This is a genomic window from Myxococcus sp. CA005 (assembly GCF_006518205.1).
In the GTDB taxonomy this organism is placed as follows: Bacteria; Myxococcota; Myxococcia; order Myxococcales; family Myxococcaceae; genus Myxococcus; species Myxococcus xanthus.
On the sequence record NZ_SRLV01000001.1, the window covers coordinates 43,534 to 62,879 of the forward strand.

The 19,346-nt window shown below is 71.5% G+C and carries 17 protein-coding genes; 10 read left to right on the top strand and 7 right to left on the bottom strand.

What is annotated here, in order from left to right; all coding sequences use genetic code 11:
* From FMQ63_RS00185 to FMQ63_RS00205, 5 genes are all read right to left on the bottom strand, one after another.
* Positions 1-723 carry a MotA/TolQ/ExbB proton channel family protein gene (locus FMQ63_RS00185; protein WP_011556413.1) on the bottom strand — a complete coding sequence of 241 codons (723 nt, stop codon included), beginning with the start codon at positions 721-723 and terminating at the stop codon, positions 1-3.
* A 165-nt stretch (positions 724-888) separates the two neighbouring features.
* The gene (locus tag FMQ63_RS00190; protein WP_011556412.1) at positions 889-1,887 is read right to left on the bottom strand and encodes an aldo/keto reductase family protein; all 999 of its coding nucleotides are present in this window, start codon (positions 1,885-1,887) and stop codon (positions 889-891) included.
* A 13-nt stretch (positions 1,888-1,900) separates the two neighbouring features.
* Positions 1,901-2,383 carry a DoxX family membrane protein gene (locus tag FMQ63_RS00195; RefSeq protein WP_011556411.1) on the bottom strand — a complete coding sequence of 161 codons (483 nt, stop codon included), beginning with the start codon at positions 2,381-2,383 and terminating at the stop codon, positions 1,901-1,903.
* A 145-nt stretch (positions 2,384-2,528) separates the two neighbouring features.
* Positions 2,529-2,807, bottom strand: a complete 279-nt coding sequence (locus FMQ63_RS00200) for a hypothetical protein (RefSeq protein WP_020477999.1) — start codon at positions 2,805-2,807, stop codon at positions 2,529-2,531.
* A 13-nt stretch (positions 2,808-2,820) separates the two neighbouring features.
* Positions 2,821-3,645 carry an AraC family transcriptional regulator gene (locus FMQ63_RS00205; RefSeq protein ID WP_216608566.1) on the bottom strand — a complete coding sequence of 275 codons (825 nt, stop codon included), beginning with the start codon at positions 3,643-3,645 and terminating at the stop codon, positions 2,821-2,823.
* 295 nt (positions 3,646-3,940) lie between these two features.
* Here FMQ63_RS00205 and FMQ63_RS00210 point away from each other — a divergent pair, with 295 nt between their 5' ends.
* From FMQ63_RS00210 to FMQ63_RS00255, 10 genes are all read left to right on the top strand, one after another.
* Complete coding sequence (locus FMQ63_RS00210; RefSeq protein WP_216608559.1) at positions 3,941-5,515, top strand: hypothetical protein; 1,575 nt, start codon at positions 3,941-3,943, stop codon at positions 5,513-5,515.
* A 1-nt stretch (position 5,516) separates the two neighbouring features.
* A complete protein-coding gene (locus tag FMQ63_RS00215; RefSeq protein WP_020478000.1) occupies positions 5,517-6,515 on the top strand; it encodes a MoxR family ATPase in 999 nt (332 codons plus the stop codon).
* The gene (locus FMQ63_RS00220; protein ID WP_011556406.1) at positions 6,508-8,262 is read left to right on the top strand and encodes a hypothetical protein; all 1,755 of its coding nucleotides are present in this window, start codon (positions 6,508-6,510) and stop codon (positions 8,260-8,262) included. The genes FMQ63_RS00215 and FMQ63_RS00220 overlap by 8 nt, the downstream gene beginning before the upstream one ends.
* Positions 8,259-9,245 (top strand): ABC transporter ATP-binding protein, encoded by a 987-nt coding sequence (locus FMQ63_RS00225; RefSeq protein WP_011556405.1) that lies wholly within the window; start codon positions 8,259-8,261, stop codon positions 9,243-9,245. Before FMQ63_RS00220 ends, FMQ63_RS00225 begins: the two co-directional genes overlap by 4 nt.
* Positions 9,242-10,771, top strand: coding sequence for an ABC transporter permease (locus FMQ63_RS00230; RefSeq protein ID WP_020478001.1), 1,530 nt, complete (start codon positions 9,242-9,244; stop codon positions 10,769-10,771). The genes FMQ63_RS00225 and FMQ63_RS00230 overlap by 4 nt, the downstream gene beginning before the upstream one ends.
* 8 nt (positions 10,772-10,779) lie before the next feature.
* Positions 10,780-11,628, top strand: a complete 849-nt coding sequence (locus FMQ63_RS00235) for a DUF58 domain-containing protein (RefSeq protein ID WP_171452210.1) — start codon at positions 10,780-10,782, stop codon at positions 11,626-11,628.
* A 46-nt stretch (positions 11,629-11,674) separates the two neighbouring features.
* Positions 11,675-13,459: a BatA and WFA domain-containing protein gene (locus FMQ63_RS00240; protein WP_011556402.1), complete on the top strand. Its 1,785-nt coding sequence runs from the start codon at positions 11,675-11,677 to the stop codon at positions 13,457-13,459.
* Between the two features lie 251 nt (positions 13,460-13,710).
* Positions 13,711-14,193: a hypothetical protein gene (locus FMQ63_RS00245; RefSeq protein WP_225909556.1), complete on the top strand. Its 483-nt coding sequence runs from the start codon at positions 13,711-13,713 to the stop codon at positions 14,191-14,193.
* Positions 14,194-14,324: 131 nt separating this feature from the next.
* On the top strand, positions 14,325-14,630 hold the full coding sequence (locus tag FMQ63_RS00250; RefSeq protein ID WP_225909555.1) for a hypothetical protein: 306 nt from the start codon (positions 14,325-14,327) through the stop codon (positions 14,628-14,630).
* Between the two features lie 7 nt (positions 14,631-14,637).
* Positions 14,638-17,382: a VWA domain-containing protein gene (locus FMQ63_RS00255; RefSeq protein ID WP_011556400.1), complete on the top strand. Its 2,745-nt coding sequence runs from the start codon at positions 14,638-14,640 to the stop codon at positions 17,380-17,382.
* Positions 17,383-17,645: 263 nt separating this feature from the next.
* On the opposite strand, the gene trxA is transcribed toward FMQ63_RS00255, so the two are convergent.
* Both trxA and FMQ63_RS00265 read right to left on the bottom strand, forming a co-directional pair.
* The gene (gene trxA / locus FMQ63_RS00260; protein ID WP_011556399.1) at positions 17,646-17,975 is read right to left on the bottom strand and encodes a thioredoxin; all 330 of its coding nucleotides are present in this window, start codon (positions 17,973-17,975) and stop codon (positions 17,646-17,648) included.
* Between the two features lie 120 nt (positions 17,976-18,095).
* Positions 18,096-19,004 carry a LysR family transcriptional regulator gene (locus FMQ63_RS00265; protein ID WP_171452211.1) on the bottom strand — a complete coding sequence of 303 codons (909 nt, stop codon included), beginning with the start codon at positions 19,002-19,004 and terminating at the stop codon, positions 18,096-18,098.
* Positions 19,005-19,346: the final 342 nt, after the last annotated feature.

Sequence of the window (19,346 nt, forward strand, 5' to 3'; positions counted from 1 at the left end):
CTAGCGGGCCTCCGCGGCGCGACCCGCAGTGGCCGTGTTGGACGCGGGGCGCTCGGCGCGCATGCTGCCCACCAGGGCGTAGCCCAGGGCATTGGCGCGGCTGGTGAGCGTCTTGAGTTGGCGGTTGAAGACGTTGAAGGCCACCACCGCCGGAATCGCCACCGCCAGGCCCACCGCCGTGGCGACCAGCGCTTCAGAGATGCCGGCCATGACGGTCTGCTGCATGGCCCCGCCGCCGCCCTGGGCGTTCATCTTCCCCAGGTCATTGAAGGCCTTGATGATGCCCAGCACCGTGCCGAACAGACCGATGAACGGCGCGTTGTTGCCCAGCGTGCCCAGGTACGACAGGAAACGCTCGTACTGGGGACGCTCACGCGACAGGGTGGAGGCAATCACCTGCTCCACCGTGTCCGCGCCCTGGTCGGCGGAGGCCAGGGCCTCGCGGATGATGGCGGCCTCCATGCCCGTCTTGCCTTCAATGGCCTTGCGGGCCACGTCGTACTCGCCGCGGGCCAGCCGCACCGCCAGGGCCTCCGAGTCCGGCAGCCGGTGGCGGGCGAAGTACACCGTGCGCTCCAGCATGATGGCGATGGAGAGCACCGAGAGGATGACGAGCACCCAGAGCACCCATTCGGCGGAGGTGAGCGTCACGCCGAGCAGCTTGCTGCTGAGCCAGCCCAGCTCGGTGTGATTCGTCTGGGCCAGGGAGAGGAAGGGCGTCATGGAGGGAAGCCTGGGTAAAGGTGGGTCACGGGGCACTCGCAACCCGGTTGCCAACCTGCGGGCCCATGTCTTATTCCCTTGGCGCGGAAAGTCAAATGGAACGGATGGGTTGGGTGCCGCCCTCCCGGAAGCGGACGCTCAGGCGCCCGCCCGGGTGGGGCGGGCTCAGGGGCGCTGGGCGGGGACGTCGGTCAGGGCTGGATTTCGCTCGATGGCGGGGCCCAGCACCGCGTCAATCCGGCGCAGCAGCTCCGGCTCCAGCTTCACGCCCGCGGCCTTCACGTTGTCGTGCACCTGCTCCGGCCGGGAGGCGCCGACGATGGCGGAGGAGACGCTGGGATTCTGGAGCACCCAGGCCACGGCGAGCTGGGCCATGGAGAGTCCGACATCCTTCGCCAATGGGACGAGCTGCTGCACGCGGGTGAGCACGTCATCCGTCATGAAGCGGGTGATGCCGTAGCGCACGGCGTTGGCCTCCGTGGCGCGGCTGCCCGCCGGGGGGGCCTGGCCGGGCAGGTACTTGCCGGTGAGGACGCCCTGGGCGATGGGGGACCAGACAATCTGCCCCAGGCCTGCTTCGTCGGAGGCCGGGATGACCTGCGGCTCGATGACGCGGTAGAGCATGGAGTACTGCGGCTGGTTGGAGATGAAGGGCACGCGCAGCTCGCGGGCCAGCGCGGCGCCCTGGCGAATCTGGTCGGCCGTCCATTCGGAGACGCCGATGTACAGCGCCTTGCCCTGGCGGACGATGTCGGCGAACGCGAGCATCGTCTCCTCCAGCGGCGTCTCCACGTCGAAGCGGTGGGCCTGATACAGGTCCACGTAGTCCGTCTGCAGCCGGCGCAGCGAGCCGTCGATGCTCTCCAGGATGTGCTTGCGCGACAGGCCGCGGTCATTCTTTCCGGGGCCGGTGGGCCAGTACACCTTGGTGAAGAGCTCATAGCCGGCGCGCCGCTCGCCCTTCAGGGCACGGCCGAGCACTTCCTCGGCGCGGGTTGCCGCGTACACGTCCGCGGTGTCGAAGGTGGTGATGCCCACGTCCAGCGCCGCGCGCACGCAGGCGAGCGCGGCCTCCTCCTCCACCTGGGAGCCGTGGGTGATCCAGTTGCCGTAGGAAATCTCACTGACGACGAGGCCGCTGCGGCCGAGCTTGCGGAAGTGCATGGTGCGCGCGAGCCTAACCGTGGGCAGCCAGTCGCGCACGGCCGCGGACGGGCCACCAGCCGCCAGCCCACGCCACCCAGGCGACGTAGACGAGCTGGAAGGGGATGCGCAGCCAGAAGTACCAGTCCGGGAAGGGCAGCACATGGGTGGCGGTGTTGGCCTGGGCCTCGTGGATGTTGGCGGGGAGGATGGCCAGCAGCAGCGCGATGAGCCCCAGGGCCGCGAGTCGGCGCGTGCGTGGCAGCAGCAGCCCCAGCCCGCCCGCGACCTCCGCGGCCCCGGAGAGGTAGACCCAGAAGGCGGGTGCCGGGAGTCGCGGCGGAATCATGGCCGCGTAGCGCGCGGGCATGAGGAAGTGCATGAGGCCCGCGCCCACGAAGAAGAGCCCCGCGGCGACCGCGGCGCGCGCCGTGGGGGTGGACAGCGCGGGGATGCGCCGCAGCGGCGGCAGGTGCAGCAGCAGGAAGAAGGACAGCAGGAGGATGGCGAAGGACATGGGGTGTGCTCCTGAAGAGATGCACGGGAGGGAGTGGCCTGCCGTGCCGTTGACTTCAGGATGGGGCCCCGGTGCTGGCGTTCGCTTGAACGAACTGGCTGCGACCCGAGAGGCGGCGCGCGTCGCGCCGCCCCCGGCCTTGCCGCTACCGCTTGTCGCGCTGGTTGACGGCTTCCACCACCTTGACGGTGGCCCGGACCACGGCCTTGACGATGGGCCACCACACCTTGTTCCGGGCCGAGACGCCATCCAACTCCGCGGCCTTGTCGGCGGCGGTGAGCACCTTCCGCAGGAACTCCTTCAGGTCCTTGGGGTAGTTCGCGGCGATGAACTCGTCGACGCTGGTGCTGGCCGGGCTGCCCTCGGACTGGAGGGGGATTCGGGCGTACTCGAGCAGCAGCGCGTGCGCAAGCTGCTGCGCCACAGGTGCGCGGTGCTCAGCGGGTCGCACCGTTGCGGCCCTGCGCCTGGACGCGCGGTCCACGGCGCTGAAGCGAGGACGGCGTGGTGCCGAACATCCGCCGGAAGGTGCGCGTCAGGTGCGCCGCATCCGAGAAGCCGGCCGCGTGGGCGGCTTCACTCAAGGTGTGGCCCGCGGCGATGGCGCCCGCGGCCCGCTGGAGCCGGAGCCACAGGAGGTAGGGCCGCAGTGGCACACCGACGGATTCGGTGAACGTGTGCATCAGCCTTCCGGGCGAGAGGCCCGCAACCTGGGCCAGGGCTTCGAGCGATGTGTCTTCCGGCGCGGCCTCCGCGCGCAGGTGGCACAGCAGCTTGCGCACGCGCGGGTGGAGGTGACGGGGGGCTTCGGGCGTCCCGGAGAGGGTGGCCAGCGTGGACTCCATCCATCCGCCGACCGCTTCGTGTGTCAGTGCTCCCGCAGTGGGCAGCCCGCCGAGGAGGGCATCGCGCTGCGTCGTCTCGAACAGGCGTATCGGACCGTCGAGCGCGGCCTGGAGTCGCGCGCCGTCGTCGCTCTCGGGTTCGACGAAGAGGATGATGACCTCGCTGTCTCGTGCGTCGAGCGCGTGGAGAATGTCCGGGCCCACGAGCACGCCGGCTGCCTGCTCGGCGGTCTTCATGCCTTGCGCGCGGACGGACAGGGTGCCCTGCCGGCACAGCACCAGGTGCATGGCGTGGTGGGCGTGCTTCGTCGTCGCGTCGCCGGGGCCCCACATCGCCAGAGCGGTGGGCCACACCACCAGGGGCATGTCCGGCCACGGCGCCTGGGGCGCCAGTTCTGGAGGGCGGGCGAGGAGCATCTGGAAGAGGGGTTGTAGCAGCAGTCCGGTGGGCTTGATGGCACTGGGGGACGGTGCGTGGGCCGTCTTTGCCGCGCGGGGCGGCACCTGGGGCAGTCTCGCGTGAAGGCGGGGCCATGGGCACTTCCTCCGCGGGGATGCTGCGTCGGTGTCCGCGAGGCTCGGGCGGTCCGTGCCAGGCGGCGGAAGGGGGCGTCAATGCACGACGGGATGCGACCGCTCACACCCGGACCGCGACGGCCGGGCGTCGCGTCGCTTGTGGGGAGTGGGCCGAGTAGTCGACACTCGCCGCTTCATGGCTGCCAGTGAAGAACGCCGCTTCCAGGCCCTGGTGCTCGCGCCCATCCGGCGTGTGCAGCGGCGCCTCAACGCGGTGGCATGGGCGGAGGCCGGCATCGTTCCGATGTGGGCCACCGCCACGGCCTGCGTGCTGGCCCGGTTCCTCCTGCGCGGCGCCTTCGTGTGGGCCCTGCCACCGCTTCTGGCGCTGGGGCTGGGCGCGTGGTTCTTGCGTGCGCGTTCCCGGCGGGTGTCGTTGGAGCAGGCGGCGGTGCTCGCGGACCGGTCGGCGAACGCGGGCGGGCTGCTCCTCACCCGGCTGGAGCGCCCGGTGGGGGAGTGGGAGCTGGCCGTCAATCAGTTCGCGGGTGGGGTGAAGCCTCCTGACGTGAAGTGGCGGCGCCCGGCCGCGGCGCTCGCGGGCGCGGTGCTCTTCGCGGTGGCGGGCTTCCTGTTGCCCCTGTCCGCGCCACAAGGCCGCGCCGTGAATGCCGCCGCCGCGGCGAAGGTGGCCGCGGTCCAGGCGCAGGCGGAGGCGCTCGCCAAGGAAGAGGTGCTGGAGGAGGCCGTCGAGGAGGAGCTGCGGCGGCTGGCCGAGGAAGTCTCCGAGGGCCGCTTCGACGCCGGAGATTGGGAGGCCGCCGACGCGCTGGAGAAGCGGTTGGCCGAGCAGGCCGCGGAGGCCGCCGCGCAATTGGCCCAGGCCGCGGAGGCCGCGCGGGCGTTGGAGGATGCGCTAGGCGCCGCGGGAGGCGCCGAGGCCGCCACGCGTGAGCGCGAGGCCTTGGAGCAGGCGCTGATGGCGCTGGGAGGCGGCAAAGAAGGTGGCTCGTCCGACAGCGCGGACGGAACGGGGGAGGACGGGGTGCCGCACGATTCCGAGAACGGCGAAGCGGCACAGGCGGATGCCACGCGCGCGTCCGGACAAGGAACGCAGGGCGCCGAGGGACAGCAGGGCACGGAAGGCTCGCGGAGTGAGCGCTCCGGTGAGGCGCAGAGCGCTGCCCGCGCGCGGGCCTCCGGTTCACCGGACCAGATTGCCAGCCTGCGCGAGGCGCTGGAGCGCAGGCGTCAGTCGCTGGAGAACCGCTTCGATTCGAACAGCCGCAACGGTTCCAATTCGCAGGCCCGTCGCCAGGGTTCTGGCGGCCAGAACTCGGGGCAGGGGCGCCAAGGGCAGGGGCAGTCGGGGCGCGGCGGCGAGGGTGAGGTGCAATCCGGCGCGGGCGAGGGGCAATCCAACTCGGGCCAGCAGGGGCATGCGAGCCGGGGCGTGCGGAAGGGCGCGGGTGTGTCACGTGGTGGCGGAAGCCAACCGCTCGTCTTTGGTGACGAGGCGGAGATGAACCCGGAGCGGCTTGCTTTCGAGCCGTTGCCTCCCGGGCAGGGGGGCGACGAGGGCGAGGAACTCTGGGGCCTCCGGGCCGCGGACCCTCGGCGGCGCGCGGGACCGGCCGGGCCTGGCGGCGCGCAGGGCACCCAGGCGCGGGGGGAGGCGACGGCGGGGCCCGGTGCGGCGCCGCTGCTTCCCCGCAACCGGGACATGGTGAGGCGGTACTTTGGTGGCGAGTCGTCTGGAAGGGGGCAATGACGTGGCAGCGGAGCTTCTCAGTCCCGCCGAGGCACAGGGAGCGGCGGAGGTGGCGGCCCGGCTCAAGGACGGGCTGAACACCGTCATGCTGGACCAGGAATCCGTCGTCGAGCAGGTGGTGGTGGCGGTGCTCGCACGCGGGCACGTCCTGCTGGAGGGCCTGCCTGGCCTGGGCAAGACGGAGCTGTGCAAGGCGCTGGCGCGGCTGCTGTCGCTGCCCTTCCGCCGCATCCAATTCACTCCCGACCTGCTACCCGGCGACATCACGGGTACCTACGTGCTGGAAGGCGATGGCCGCCGCGACTTCGTCTTCCGCGAGGGCCCGCTCTTCGCCAGCCTGGTGCTGGCGGACGAAATCAACCGCTCCAGTCCGAAGACGCAGTCCGCGCTGCTGGAGGCCATGCAGGAGCGCAGCGTCACCGTGCTGGGGCAGACGCGGCCGTTGCCGGACCCCTTCTTCGTGCTCGCCACGCAGAACCCCATCGAGCTGGAGGGCACCTATCCGCTGCCCGAGGCGCAGCTCGACCGGTTCCTCTTCCGCATCCAGGTGCCCCCGGTGGGCGCGAAGACGCTGCGCGCGCTGCTCACCACGCGCGTGCGTGGCGCGCCGCCGGAGCTGTCGCCGGTGCTGGACGCGGAGGGCCTGGGCCGCCTCTTCGCCGCCGCGGACCGCGTGCACCTGCCGGGCCCCGTGGCGGACTTCATCGGCCGGTTGGTGGAGGCCTCAGACCCACGCCAACCGTCGGCGCCCGATGCCGTGCGCCGCTTCGTCCGTTATGGCGCCAGTCCTCGTGCGGCGCTCGCGCTCGCCGCCGCCGGGCGCGCGCTGGCGTTGCTGCAAGGCAGGCCCAACGTGGGCTTCGATGACGTGGTGGCCGCCGCGCCTTCCGCCCTCAATCACCGGTTGGTGCTCGCCTACGAGGCCTCGCTGGAGAAGGTCAGCGCGGCGGACGTGGTGCGCGCGCTGCTCCAGGCCGTCCCCGAGGTGCCGCGTGCGTAGCGCGGTACTGACCGCGAGTGTCCTGCTCTGCGCCCTGGGAGGCTCACGGGCCTTCGCCACATCGCTCGCGGACGAGGCCGCGCCGACGGGCTACGGGTATCGCGATGCTTCTGGAACCATTGAGACGCGGATCCACGGCGACCTGCGCGTCTCCATCCGGACCAGCGCGCTGAAGCCGGAGCGCGGCTACACCCCCATCGATGTCGTGCTCCAGAACACGGGGCTCGTGCCCCTCCAGGTCCGTCTGACCTTCCAGGGACATTCGAACTCGGCGCCGCGAACCTCCGAGCGCTCCGTGGAGGTGCCGCCGCAACGGCGGCTCGTCACCTGGCTGCCGGTGCCAGCGACCGTTCAGGCGGGGAGCATCCAGGTGGAGTCGCCCGGCCTGACTTCGCTGCCGCTTCCTGCCCACACCCCCGTCTATGTGGAGCGTTCCTCGGGCGGGACGGTGCTGGTGCTGGGGACGCTCAAGGACTTCGACGACACGTCGGGGGTGCCTCGGGTGGAGGCGACCGGCAGCCCGCTGTTCGCCGTGCGCACCGTTGACCCGCGCGATGCGCCCCGGGAGCTGTCCTCCTACGTGGGCTACTCCGTGGTGATGGTGCCGGGAGACCTGGCTTCCGTGCCCGCGGATGTCTGGGCCGTGCTGGAGTCCTACGTCCTCTCGGGAGGACGGCTCGTCCTGCCGCAGGTGTCGAGCAGCCTGACGGAGCATCTGCCGCTGTTCACCGCGGAAGGCTCCAGGGATGCCGTGCCGTATGGCTTTGGGCGGGTGCGGCTGTGTGGCGCCGCGCTCGAATGCGGACAGGCCTTGAACGCGATGCTGGGGGAGTCCATCCCAGGGCCCGTGAATCCCGCGGGGGCCGCGCCTCGGTGGGAGCGAAGCAACCTGCTCGCCGGGGGCATCACGCCGCTGCTGGACCATGCCAACACGCCCGTGGGGCGGTTCCTGCTGCTCATCTTCGCCTTCGTGCTGGCGGTGGGGCCGGGCGGGCTGATGCTGGCGCGGCGCCGAGGGCCGGTGGCGGTGCTCGTGGCGGTGCCCCTGGTGTCGGTCCTCACCTGTGTGGCGCTCGTGACCTGGTCGGTGCTCGTGGATGGTTTCGCCGTGCACTCCGCGCGCTACAGCCTCACGTGGCTGGACGCGGAGCGCTCGCGCGCGGTGACGCTCGGCGTCTCCGCCTGGTACGCCAACGTGTCTTCGGGGCCGGTGCGCTTCCCGGCGACGAGCGCGCTGCTGGCACCGGACAACGCCGACGAGATGCTGGCGGACCTGGACTGGACGAATGGCCTGACGGTGACGCATGGCTTCCTGCCGCCACGGACCTACCGTGAGTGGGGCGAGGTGGCCGTGCTGCCTTCTCGCGCGCGGCTCGTCGTCCGGCGGGAGGGCGGCACCGTGCGCGTCCAGAACGCGCTGGGGGCGCGGCTGGTGCAGGGCTACGTCCGGGTGGGGAGCCAGAGCTACGCGTTGCCCGCGCTGGAGGATGGCGCGGAAGGGACGCTGGGCGAACCGCTGCCCGCGGGCGCGACGCCGGTGAGCCAGTTGGTGTCCAGCGTGGGGGGGCCGTCGCTCGCCGAGGGACGTCTGTCAGGGGGCGAGGTGAACTTCCGCGCTCCGCTTCCGGAGGGTGGCTTCATCGCGCGCCTGGAGGGCTTGGGGCCGGCGCCCTCGTCCGCCGTTGACGTGGAGCTGGAGGCCGGCATGCACCTGGTGCGAGGCCAGTCGGAAGGGGGGCGGCCATGAGCCTGCTGGAGGTGAAGGGACTGCGGCGCGACTACGGGGCGCTGCGCGCGGTGGATGACGTGTCGTTCTCCTTGGAGGCCGGCAGCATCCTGGGCTTCATCGGGCCCAACGGCGCGGGCAAGAGCACTACGCTGCGCATCCTGGCCACGCTGGATGTGCCCACGTCGGGCGAGGTGCTACTGGACGGACACTCGTTGGTGGATTCGCCGGACCGGGCGCGTCCGCTCATCGGCTACATGCCGGACCGGTACGGCACCTATGACGACGTCACCGTCTTCGAGTTCCTGGACTTCTTCGCGCGCGCCTATGGACTGAAGGGCGCGGCGCGCCGGCAGCGGGTGGAGTCGGTGATGGCGTTCACCGGACTCACGCCCCTGGCGGACCGGCTCACCACCGCGTTGTCCAAGGGCATGCGGCAGCGCGTGGCGCTGGGGCGCACGTTGCTGCACGACCCGTCGCTGCTGCTGCTGGACGAGCCCGCGGACGGGTTGGACCCGCGCGCCCGTATCGAGCTGCGCGAGCTGTTGCGCGCCCTGGCGGACCAGGGCAAGGCGGTCATCATCTCCAGCCACATCCTCACGGAGCTGGCGGAGATCTGCGACACCTGCGCCATCATCGAGCAGGGGCGTCTACTGGCCACCGGCAAGGTGGCGGACCTGCTCCAGCAGCAGGAGGTGGGCGCGGCGGTGACGCCCGAGCTGACGGTGCGGCTGGCCGTGGGCGACGCGGGCAACGCCGTCTGGGAGCGCGCGGAGCGGGTGCTCCTCGAGCAGCCGCGCGTGAAGCGGGTGGCGCGGGAGGGCGAGGCGCTGCGCGTGCGCCTGGAGCTGGATGCGGGCGCGGGCCCTGCGCAGGTGGACGCGGCGGCGGCGGTGCTGCTGGCGGCGCTGGTGGCCGCGGGGCTTCCCGTGTGCGCCTTCAGCGCGCGGGAGCGGAACCTCGAGGATGCCTTCATGACGGTGACGAAGGGGAGGGTGGCGTGAGCGCGCCCATGGATACGGCGATGAGCCCTCCGGCCCCGGAGCCGATGGCTTCGGGCGGCGGCCAGGTCGCGGGCGCGGAGCCCTGGTCGCAGCGGTGGGGGGACCGGCTCAACCCGCTGGTGGTGAAGGAGCTCCGCCAGGGACTGCGCACGCGCGTCTTCTGGGTGTGCTTCGGGTTGATGCTGCTGGCGTGCCTGGCGGTGGCGCTGGTGGCCTACGTGGACACGCGCGAGGGCGCCTACGCGCGGCGCGGCCAGGGTTACTTCTTCTCCTTCTTCGTCTGCCTGGGCGTCGCGCACTTCTTCGTCATCCCGTACAGCGCCTACCGCTCGCTGGCGCGTGAGCGCGAGGACGAGACGTGGGTGTTGCTGGTGCTCACTGGCCTGGGGCCGCGCCGCATCCTCCGGGGCAAGGTGGCGTCGTTCCTCGTGCAGGCGGCCCTGTATGCCTCCGCGGCGGGGCCCTTCCTCCTCTTCAGCTACTTCCTCAATGGCATCACGCTGCCCACGATTCTGGTGGTGCTGGCGCTGGGCGGCGCGTGGCTCGTCTTCCTCACGGTGGCCAGCGTGTGCGCGGCGACGCTGGCCGACGGCCGCATGGGGCGTGCCTTCGTCCACTTCGGACTGCTGGGCGCACTGGGCCTGGCGCTGGTGCAGGGACTGGGCGCGGCCTATGCGATATCGGAGATGGGAGACCGGTTCCTGAATGATGTGGAGTTCCTCTATCTGGTGGGCACCGCGCTGATGCTGATGCTCATGGACGGCTGGCTGCTCTTCGAGGCTGCCGCGTCCCGGCTGTCCCTGCCCACGGAGGACTACACGCGGGGACCGCGTCGCGCGGTGGGAGTGCAGGTGCTGGTGGGCATGCTCGCCGGCTGTGCCATCTGGTGGCTGACGGGGCGTAAGCACAGTGTTCCGGAGATGTTCTCGCTCCTGGGCGGCGTCCACCTGCTGGGCGTGGGCATGTTCGTGGTCGCGGACGTGGATGGTCAGGCGCGCCCGCTGCGCGCGACCACCCGGCCCTGGTCCGTGTTGCGGCCCGGCGCGCTGCGGGGCTTCCGCTGGATGGTGTTCCTGCTGGGGGCCTGGAGCGCGCTGTTCTGGGGCTTGCAGGTGGGGTCCTCGGACCTGCCGCTGAAGGGCCTCTCCCTGCGGATGGCCACCCTGGCATTGCCGGCGTATGGCGTGCTCTTCCTGTCGCTGGCGGTGTGGTTGGGGCGGAAGGTGCGCCCGGACCGGCTGGCCACGCCCGTGGCGGTGCGCTTGATGTTCGTGGCTTCCGTGGCGCTGGCCTCGGCGCTGCCTCCGTTGGTGGCGGTGTTGATGGGATTCGATGGGGATGACCCCATCCTCAACCTCTTCAACCCCGTGGTGGGCATCGCGAACTTCGCCACGTATGACTACGGGGCGTCCGGGCCGAAGATGTCCTGGGACTTGCTGGGCGCGGTCGTGGGCCTGGCGCTGGTGGCCGCCTACGGGACGGACCGGATGCTCGTGGCGCGTGAGCGGCGGGCCCACACGTCGTGAGCGAGCGGATGGACGCAGCCGCCGTCGCGCGGCTTGTTCCGGGGCTGGCCCTGGCGCTGCCCCGGGGGCCCCACCGGGGGCTCGTGGGGGAGGTCCGTGCCACGTCCGCGGGCAGCGCGCTGGAGCTGCATGACTTCCGTGCGTACCAGCCCGGGGATGACCTGCGGCAGGTGGACTGGAACGCGGTGGCACGCACGGGGGAGCTCGTGCTGCGTATCCGCCAGGACGAGGTGTCGCCGCGCGTGGAGGTCGTGCTGGATGGCTCGCGCTCCATGGCGCTGTCCTCGCGCAAGGCCGCTTGCGCGCGGGAAGTGGCGCTGCTGACGGCGGAGGTGGCGGCGCGGCAGGGACTGACACCGACGTTGCTGGTGGCCGGTGCCCGGCCGGAGCGTGCTCAGGGACAGGCGTGCCGGGCGGCCTTGGAAGCGGCGGACTTCGACGCGCGGGACGGGCTGCCGGAGTCGCTGGGGCGCCTGCCGCCGCTGCGGCCGTGTGGGCTGCGCGTGGTGGTGAGTGACTTCCTCTTCGAAGCGGACCTGCCGGCGATGTGCGCGCGGCTGGCGCGTGGCGCGTCGGGCCTCTTCCTGGCGCAGGTGCTGGACGCCGAGGACCTGGACCCCGCGGGTGGAGATGGCGCCCGGCTGGTGGATTCAGAGAGCGGCGCGGCGCTGGAGGAATTGCTGACGGATGAGGTGCTGGCCGTGTACACGCGCCGCTTCGCGGAGCATCAGCGCGGCTTGAGGGGCGCGGCCTTGCGTGCTCGCGGGGCGCTGCTCACCGCTCGGGCTCAGGACGGGCTGGGCGCGTTGGTGGCGGGGCCGCTGCGGCCTCTGTTCCTCGCGGCGGGTGCGTCGTGAGGGGGCGCTGGGTAGCGGGCAGGGAGCGCATCGCGGGAGGTGACGCGTGAGCTTCGGCTTCCCGTGGGGGCTGCTGGCGCTGGGCGCGCTCGTGCCGCTGGTGGCGGCGTATTTCCTGCGGCGCCGGCAGAAGCCGGTGGTGGTGAGCGCGCTCTTCCTGTGGCGCAGGCCCAGTCCCCGCGCCGAGGCGGGGCCTCGCTGGGAGCGCTTCACGCGGGAGGCGTCGCTGCTGCTGGAGGTGCTGGCGGTGGTGGCCGCCGCGCTCTTCCTGGCGGACGTCCGGTGGGGGGATGCGGCGCGGGTTCGGCACCTGGTGCTGGTGGTGGATGGGAGCCTGTCCATGTCCGCGCGTGGGCCGGACGGTGTGACGGTGTTGGAGCAGGTGCGGCGCGAGGCGGCGGCGCGGGTGGAGTCGGAGGAGGCGACGCAGGTGACGCTGCTGGCCAGTGGCGGCACGCCGCGCATGCTCGCGGGGCCAGAGGCGGAGCCTTCTCGGGCGTTGGCCGCGCTGGAGTCCTTCCAGGCGCAGGGCGCGGACCATGACCCGATGCCCACGCTCATCTGGGCGCAGGAATTGGCGGGGGCGGGACGGCGCGTGGCCTTCTTCACGGATGTTCCTCCAGTGAACGCGGCCCTGGTGCCCGCGTCCGTGCGGTGGACGGCGCTGGGGGCCGCGCGAGGCAACGTGGCGCTGGTCTCCGCACAGCGGCGCGATGAGGGGCCCACGGCCACGGTGACGCTGAGGGTGGCGCGTTTCGGGGAGGCGCCGGAGGAGGTGGATGTTCGGGTCCGCGCGTTGCCAGGGGCCGGTGCGAAGGCCGGCACGGAGCGGGTGGAACGCGTGCAGCTGCCGGAGGAGGGCACCGCGACGGTCCGGCTGACGTTCCAGGAAGCGGGCGATGTGGAGGTGTCGCTTCCTGACGACGCGTTGCCCGAGGACGGCCAGGTGCGGCTGCCGCCCGCGCCCATGCGGCCCATCGCGGTGGCGTTGGCGCAGGGACTGGGCGCTCCCGAGCAGACCGCGCTGGAGCGGTTCCTCGCGGTATCGCCGGAGGTGGCGCGCGGAGTGGAGGGCTCGGCGATGGACGTGGTGTTGGTGCTGGGCCCGCCGGGGACGGATGCGCGGGTGACGGTGGGGGCGGGCGGCTCGCCGCGCACGTTCGTGGGGCCGTTCTTCTCCGAGAAGGGGCACCCGCTGCTGGATGACGTGCAGTTGGCGGGCGTGCGGTGGACGGCGGGGGACAATCCGCCTGGAAAGCCACTGGTGAGCGCCGGGGACGCGGTGCTGGTGTCCGAGGAGGCGGACGGCCGGGTTCACGTCAACGTGGACCTGTCGCGTTCGAACGTGCAGCGCGTGTCCGCGTGGCCGGTGCTGCTGAGCAATCTGGTGCGCGAGGCCCGCCGCACGCGGGAGGGTTTTCCTCGGCGGCAGTTGATGCTGGGCGAGCCGCTGCCAGTGGTGACTCTCGCGGGTGCGCGTTACGCGCTCGTGGGGCCGGGTGGCAGCCGGCCGGTGTTTGGCGCGGGCGAGGTGACGCTGTCACCTCCCACCGGGCCTGGGGCCTATTCGCTGGAGCGTGACGGCGACGTGGTGGACACGGCGCAGGTGCTGGCACTGGACGCCCGGGAGTCGGACCTGCGTGAGCGCGGGCGCGCGGAGGTGCCGGCACGTGAGGCCGGCGACGACGACGCGGGAGGCAACGCGCCGGGCCGGGCCCGATGGCCTCTGGTTCTTCTGCTCGCCGCGCTGGTGGCGGACTTCTACCTCACGCGGCGAGAGCCGCCGGGCGCTTCAGGGGCGAGTGCGCCAAGTACCGGGGGCGCGTCATGAGCGCGTCGGAATCGCAAAGCACGGGCCATTGTGCCAGCAGGACGGCAGGTGCCGTGAATGTCCGGGCGTACAGTCGCTCGCACTTCAAGGCATCATGGCTGCTCATCGGTGGTGCCTGGGTTGCCGCATGCTCCAGTCCGAACCCGAACGTGAGGGCCCGTCGGTTGCCCTCTGGCGGCATCGCGGTGAAGGGGCCCCTGGCAGGGCCTTTCGAGACCGAGCAGGAGCTTGCGCAGAACGCATGTTCCATCATGACCCGTCAGCCCGGCGCATCCGCGGGGATGTACGGTACGGAGTACTGCGCTCTCGGGTACTACTCAGGCGAGGGAAAGGGATACTTCCTGAGCTACCTGTCCGAGTTGAGGTCACGCTTGGACAGTGGAAGGAAGAGCTGCCTGATTCCGTCGGCGCTCGACGATGAAGCGCATGGTGATGCGGTGGTCTTCTGGGCGCCGCACACGCATCCGCACAATCGCGAGTTCTCGCGAGTCGACCTCAAGACGCATCTGCGCTGGCTGCCGACGCGCGTGGCGGAGAAAGGCACGGGTAGGGCCTTTCCCAAGTCCATCCTGCTCCTCTACCGGGAGAAGACAGGCGAGTGCCGGGTGTATCGGTATGAGCTTCCGTCCAAAGGTGTCTTCGCGCTCCGCGACGGAGCGTGGGTACCGATTGGCCGAGTCTACGATGACGAAGGAAACGTCGAGATGCTCGACGGGATGGGGTGGCTGCCATGAGGTGCTGTCACGATGGGGGAGCCTCCCTGCGACGGGCGTTGGCCTGGGGCCCACTTCTGGGCCTCTGCGGGTGTTCCGCGCTGGGCATCTACCGATTCGACAAGCCGGAGAGAGCCCCTGCGAATGAGTCGGTGACGATTCCGAGCCAGATTGAGGGTGGCGTGGCGCTGACCGGACCCATGATGGCGGCCCTCAAGGTCGCCATGGATGATTTTCGTCCACCCTGGGTTACGGCGGAGAAGCAGGAGCACCTGGAGGAGAAGTGCCTCGCGGATTGGCGATACATCGACGCTCGTGTGGTTCAGGCGAATGACGACCTGTTCTATGTGACGTTCTCCCCCAACTTGAGCGCGTGTGGCCCAGGCCTTGTTCTTCTCGACGGTGGCGTCGTCTACGCTATCGATGGGAAGGGTCGCATCCTCGCGGAAGGGGAGTGACGGGCGCATGACCTTCTCCCTCCCGCAGGCGTGGGTGCTGCTGCTGCCGCTGGGCCTCTTCCTCTGGAAGTACGGCCGCCGGCCGGGCCCGCCCATGTGGCTGCGCGCCGCGCTGCTGGTGCTCGTCGTCGGCGCGCTCTCGGGCCCCGAGCTGCGATGGGCCGATGCTGGCAGTGACGTCGTCGTGGTGGTGGACCGCTCCGCGTCCATGCCTCGCGACGTGGACCGCACGGCCCAGGAACTCATTACCCTCCTGGAGTCGCAGCGCCGTCCCGGGGACCGCGTGGGGGTCATCACCTTCGGCCGGGAAGCGCGCGTGGAGCAGCCCCTCGCCACCCTCGGAGGCTTTGGCGGTTTCACGCGCCCCGTGGACGCGGAGGCTTCCGACCTGTCCGCCGCGTTGGATGTCGCGAGCGCCCTCATCCCCGACGAGCGCACTGGCCGCGTGCTGGTGCTGTCCGATGGCCGCGCCACGGGCGTGGATGCGCGCGGCGCCGCGCGGCGACTGGCGGCCCGGGGCCTCTCCGTGGACTGGCGCCACATCGCTCGCCCCGAACCGCCGCTTGATGTGGCCGTCGTCTCCGTGGACGTCCCCGCCGCCGTCTCCGAGCGCGAGCCCTTCCAGTTCTCCGCCGTGGTGCATGCCTCCGCCGCCGTCACCGGCACCGTCCGCCTGGAGCGCAATGGCCGCGTGCTCCTCCAGGGGCCCTTCGACTTCCAGCCGGGCCCCAACGTGCTGCCGCTGCGCGACCTGGTCGAGGAGCCCGGCCTGGTCCGTTACCGGCTCTCCGTGGCTGCTCCCGGCGACGGCGTTGTGGAGAACGACCAGGGCGTCGCCGTGCTGCGCGTGGAAGGCCCGCCCCGGGTGTTGCTGCTCACGAACCAGTCCCGGGGCACGCTCGCGCAGTCGCTCGCCGCTTCGGGGTTGCAACTCGACGTGCGCACGCCGTTCCGCCTCACGTTGGATGACCTGGATGGCGTGGGCACCGTGGTGTTGGAGAACGTGGACGCCAATGCGCTCGGCGAGCCGGGGCTCAACGCGCTGGCGGCCTACGTCGAGCAGGCCGGAGGCGGGCTGGTGATGACCGGCGGACGCAACAGCTTCGGCGAGGGCGGCTTCCGTCGCTCGCCCGTGGAGCCGCTGCTCCCGGTGTCCCTGGAGATGCGCGAGGAGCAGCGCCGCGCGTCCCTGGCGCTGAGCGTGTTGATGGATGCTTCCTGCTCCATGGGGATGACCGTCCCGGATGGGCGGACGAAGATGGAGCTGGCCGCCGAGGGCGTCGTGGCCGCGCTGACGCTGCTCAACCCCAAGGACGAGGTCTCCGTGCACATGGTGGACACGGCGGCCCATGAAATCTTCCCGCTCAGCCCGGTGGAGGCGGGGTTGCCCCTGGATGCCGTCGCGCGCGGATTCAGCGGTGGGGGTGGCATCTACGTGGGCGAGGCGCTCCGCGCCGGCCGCACGGAAATCCTCCGCAGCGAGAAGCCCACGCGCCACGTCCTCCTGTTCTCCGACGCAGCGGACTCCGAGGAGCCCGATGACTACCAGCGCACGCTGGCCCACTTGCGCGAGCAGGAAGTGACAGTGTCCGTCATCGGGCTGGGCGTGCCCTCGGACCCGGACGCGGACCTGCTCCGGGAAGTGGCCCACCGGGGCGGCGGGCGCGTCTACTTCGCCGAGGACGCGATGAGCCTGCCGCGCATCTTCAGCCAGGAGACGCTCACCGTGGCGCGCGCCACCTTCGTGGATGAGCCCGCGTCGCTGGAAGGGGCGCCGGACCTGCCGCTGCTCGGCCGGCTGTCCGCGGACGGGCTGCCCCAGGTGGGCGGCTACAACCTCACCTACCTCAAGCCCCGCGCCAACGTGGCGCTGCGCACCCTGGACACGAATGGCGCGCCCATCCTGGCGATGTGGCCGCGAGGCGCGGGACGCACGGTGGCCTTCACCGCGGAGGTGGACGGGCCGTACACCGGCGAGCTGCGAACGTGGTCCTCCCTGCGCGCGGCCCTGGAGGGGATGGTGCGCTGGACGCTGGCGGGCGCGGCGCCCGTCGGGGACGCGGTGGTGCGGACCGAGCGGAGGGGGCACCTGCTGCGCGTGACGCTGGACCTGCCTCCGGGCGAGGCGCTGCCCGGCGTGGTACCGACGATGGTGCTCCTGCCCGGCGACGGACGCGCCGCGCCGGTGGAGCGTCCGATGCGGTGGGAGGATGAAGACCGGCTCGTCGCCGAGTACCCGCTGGAGGGCAGTGGAACGTGGCACCCGGTGGTACGGTTGGGCGCGAAGGTGCTCCGCGCGCCGCCCGTCACGCTGCCCTATGCGCCGGAGTTCGAGCCCGGCTCCGCGAAGGCGGGACTGGAGCTGCTGCGCGCCATCGCGGCGGTAGGAGGTGGCGTGGAGCGCTTGTCCATGACGGGCCTCTTCATGGAGGCCCCGGAGTCGCTGGGCCGCGTGGCGCTGGCGCCGTGGCTGGTGGCCCTGGCGCTGGCCCTGCTGCTGGCGGAGGTGGCCGTGCGCCGCTTCCTCTCCGCGCCACGGCTGCGTGCGCCGCGGACCCGTGAGCGCTCCGTGTCCATCCCCGCGACACCCACGGCGCCGTCGTCCACTCCGGCAACACGGACAACCCCGACGTCAGCTTCGCCCACCCATCAGGGCGACGCGGCTCCGGCGCCAGCGAAGCCGGCCGAGGGCAGCGTGGACTCCGCGCTGGATGCCGCGCGAGCCCGGGCCCGCCGACGGCTGGACCGTTGATACGAAGGCGTTGGTCGAAGTGCGGGCCGCCCCGGACAGGAAGGGGCTGGCACGGAGGAGGGCGACTGTCCCCGGTGGGTACGAGTCGCCCCGAACGAGATGGGGGGATCGGAGATGTGGGGCGACCCGCGCCCTGCGAGATTCACAGGGCGAATGAGTGGATACACGAACAGTGTGCACTTTGCAACACGGGTCTAAAATTATCCGTGAACTGGACGCGCAACCTGCTGGCCAACACGGCCTGAAGGAAGAGGGACGCCACGTCACCCGAGGTGGGTGCGCAGTTCCTGCTCCAGCTTGGCGCGGGGCTGGGCGCCCAGCATTTGCCGCACCACCTTGCCCTCCTTGAAGAGCAGCAGCGCCGGGACGGCGCGGACGCCATAGCGCATGGCGGACTCCGGATTGTCGTCCACGTTCAGGCTGGTCACCTTCAGCCGGCCCCGGAAATCGGCGGCAATCGCGTCGAGCACAAGGGCGAGCGCACGGCACGGCGGGCACCAGGTCGCGGTGAAGTCCACCAGCACGGGCTCGGATGACTCCAGCACCTCCCTTTGAAAGTGCGCGTCGTCCAGCGAGATGACGTTCGTCGTCATGGTGTGTCCTCCTCGTTCGGCCGGGCGCGTGGGCCCTGCCTGGGTGTGGACACAGGTGTAGTGGCCTCAACGGGAACGGACGAGCGCCCGCGAGGGAACGCTGTGTTGCGCGAGGTCCCCTTACCGGCTCCGGGAGGACGGGGGCTCGGTGGCGTCGTCCCAGGGGAGCGCGGCGCCGCGTTCACTCAACAGCGCCAGGAAGGCGCGCACCTTGAGCGGGAGCTGCCGCCTGCTGGGGTAGACGGCGAAGACAGGGATGCCCGGCGGCGTTTCGGTTTCCAGCACCGGAACGAGCAGCCCGCCGCGCACGTCCTCGGCGACGAGCGAGGCGGGCAGCCGCACCACGCCCAGTCCCGCGCGCGCGGCGGCTTGTCCCGCGCGCACGCTGGGAACGCGCAGCCGTCCCGTCACCGGCAGGCTCTTCGCGCCGCGGCCTTCGCCGAAGAACCAGACCTCGTCGGTGCCGGGCGCGGCGAGCACGACGCAGGCATGACCTTGCAGCTCCGCCGAGGTCCGGGGTGCCCCTTGCCTCGCGAGATAGGCGGGGCTGGCGTAGTAGCCGGTGCGAAGGCGCCCGAGCCTTCGGGCCACCATGGCGGAGTCCGCGAGCGGGCCGGTCCGCAGCGCCACGTCGTACTCCTCGGAGATGAGGTCCACGTGCGCTTCGGCGAGTGAGACTTCCACGCGGAGCAGGGGATTGCGCAACAGCAGCTCGGCGATGAGCGGTGTCAGCAGCTCGCCCAGCAGTGAGAGCGTGGCGATGCGCAAGGTGCCCTGCGGCGTGACGCGCGACTCACCGAGCGCGCGATTCACCTCGCGAGCCTCCGCCACCAGCCGCGCGCAGTGGGCGTGGTAGTCGCGGCCCACCTCCGTGAGCCGGAGCCCGCGCGTATTGCGCTCGATGAGCCGGACGCCGAGCCGCTCCTCCAACGCCGCGAGGCGGCGGCTCACCGTGGACTTGCGCAGCCCCAGCCGCTCCGCCGCGGCGGTGATGCCACCGGTCGCCACCACCTCGGTGAAGAGGAGCATGTCATCCAGGAGGGGCGGGCTCGCGGGCACGCGGTCAGCCTACCAGGACGGGCAGGGCGCTCAGGACGCCAGGGTGGGGATGCACGGTGCCTGTCCGTCTCCGGCGTCGTCCGCCGCCCTTCGCCAGCGTGGACGTGCCTCATGGCGGGTCCGCGACTCCCGGCGCCCGCGCGCTGTCTGTGTGGCCTGGGTGACGGATTCAGCATGACACCAATAATCCGTCAGGCATTAAAGATAAGAAATTCTTGAATAATGTTTCACGCGGCTGGAGCCTCGGATTCCCCCAGGCCGTGTCCGGTGGACGGTGAGCACCGCTCTCCGGGTTCGCGGCCCATCCCCCCG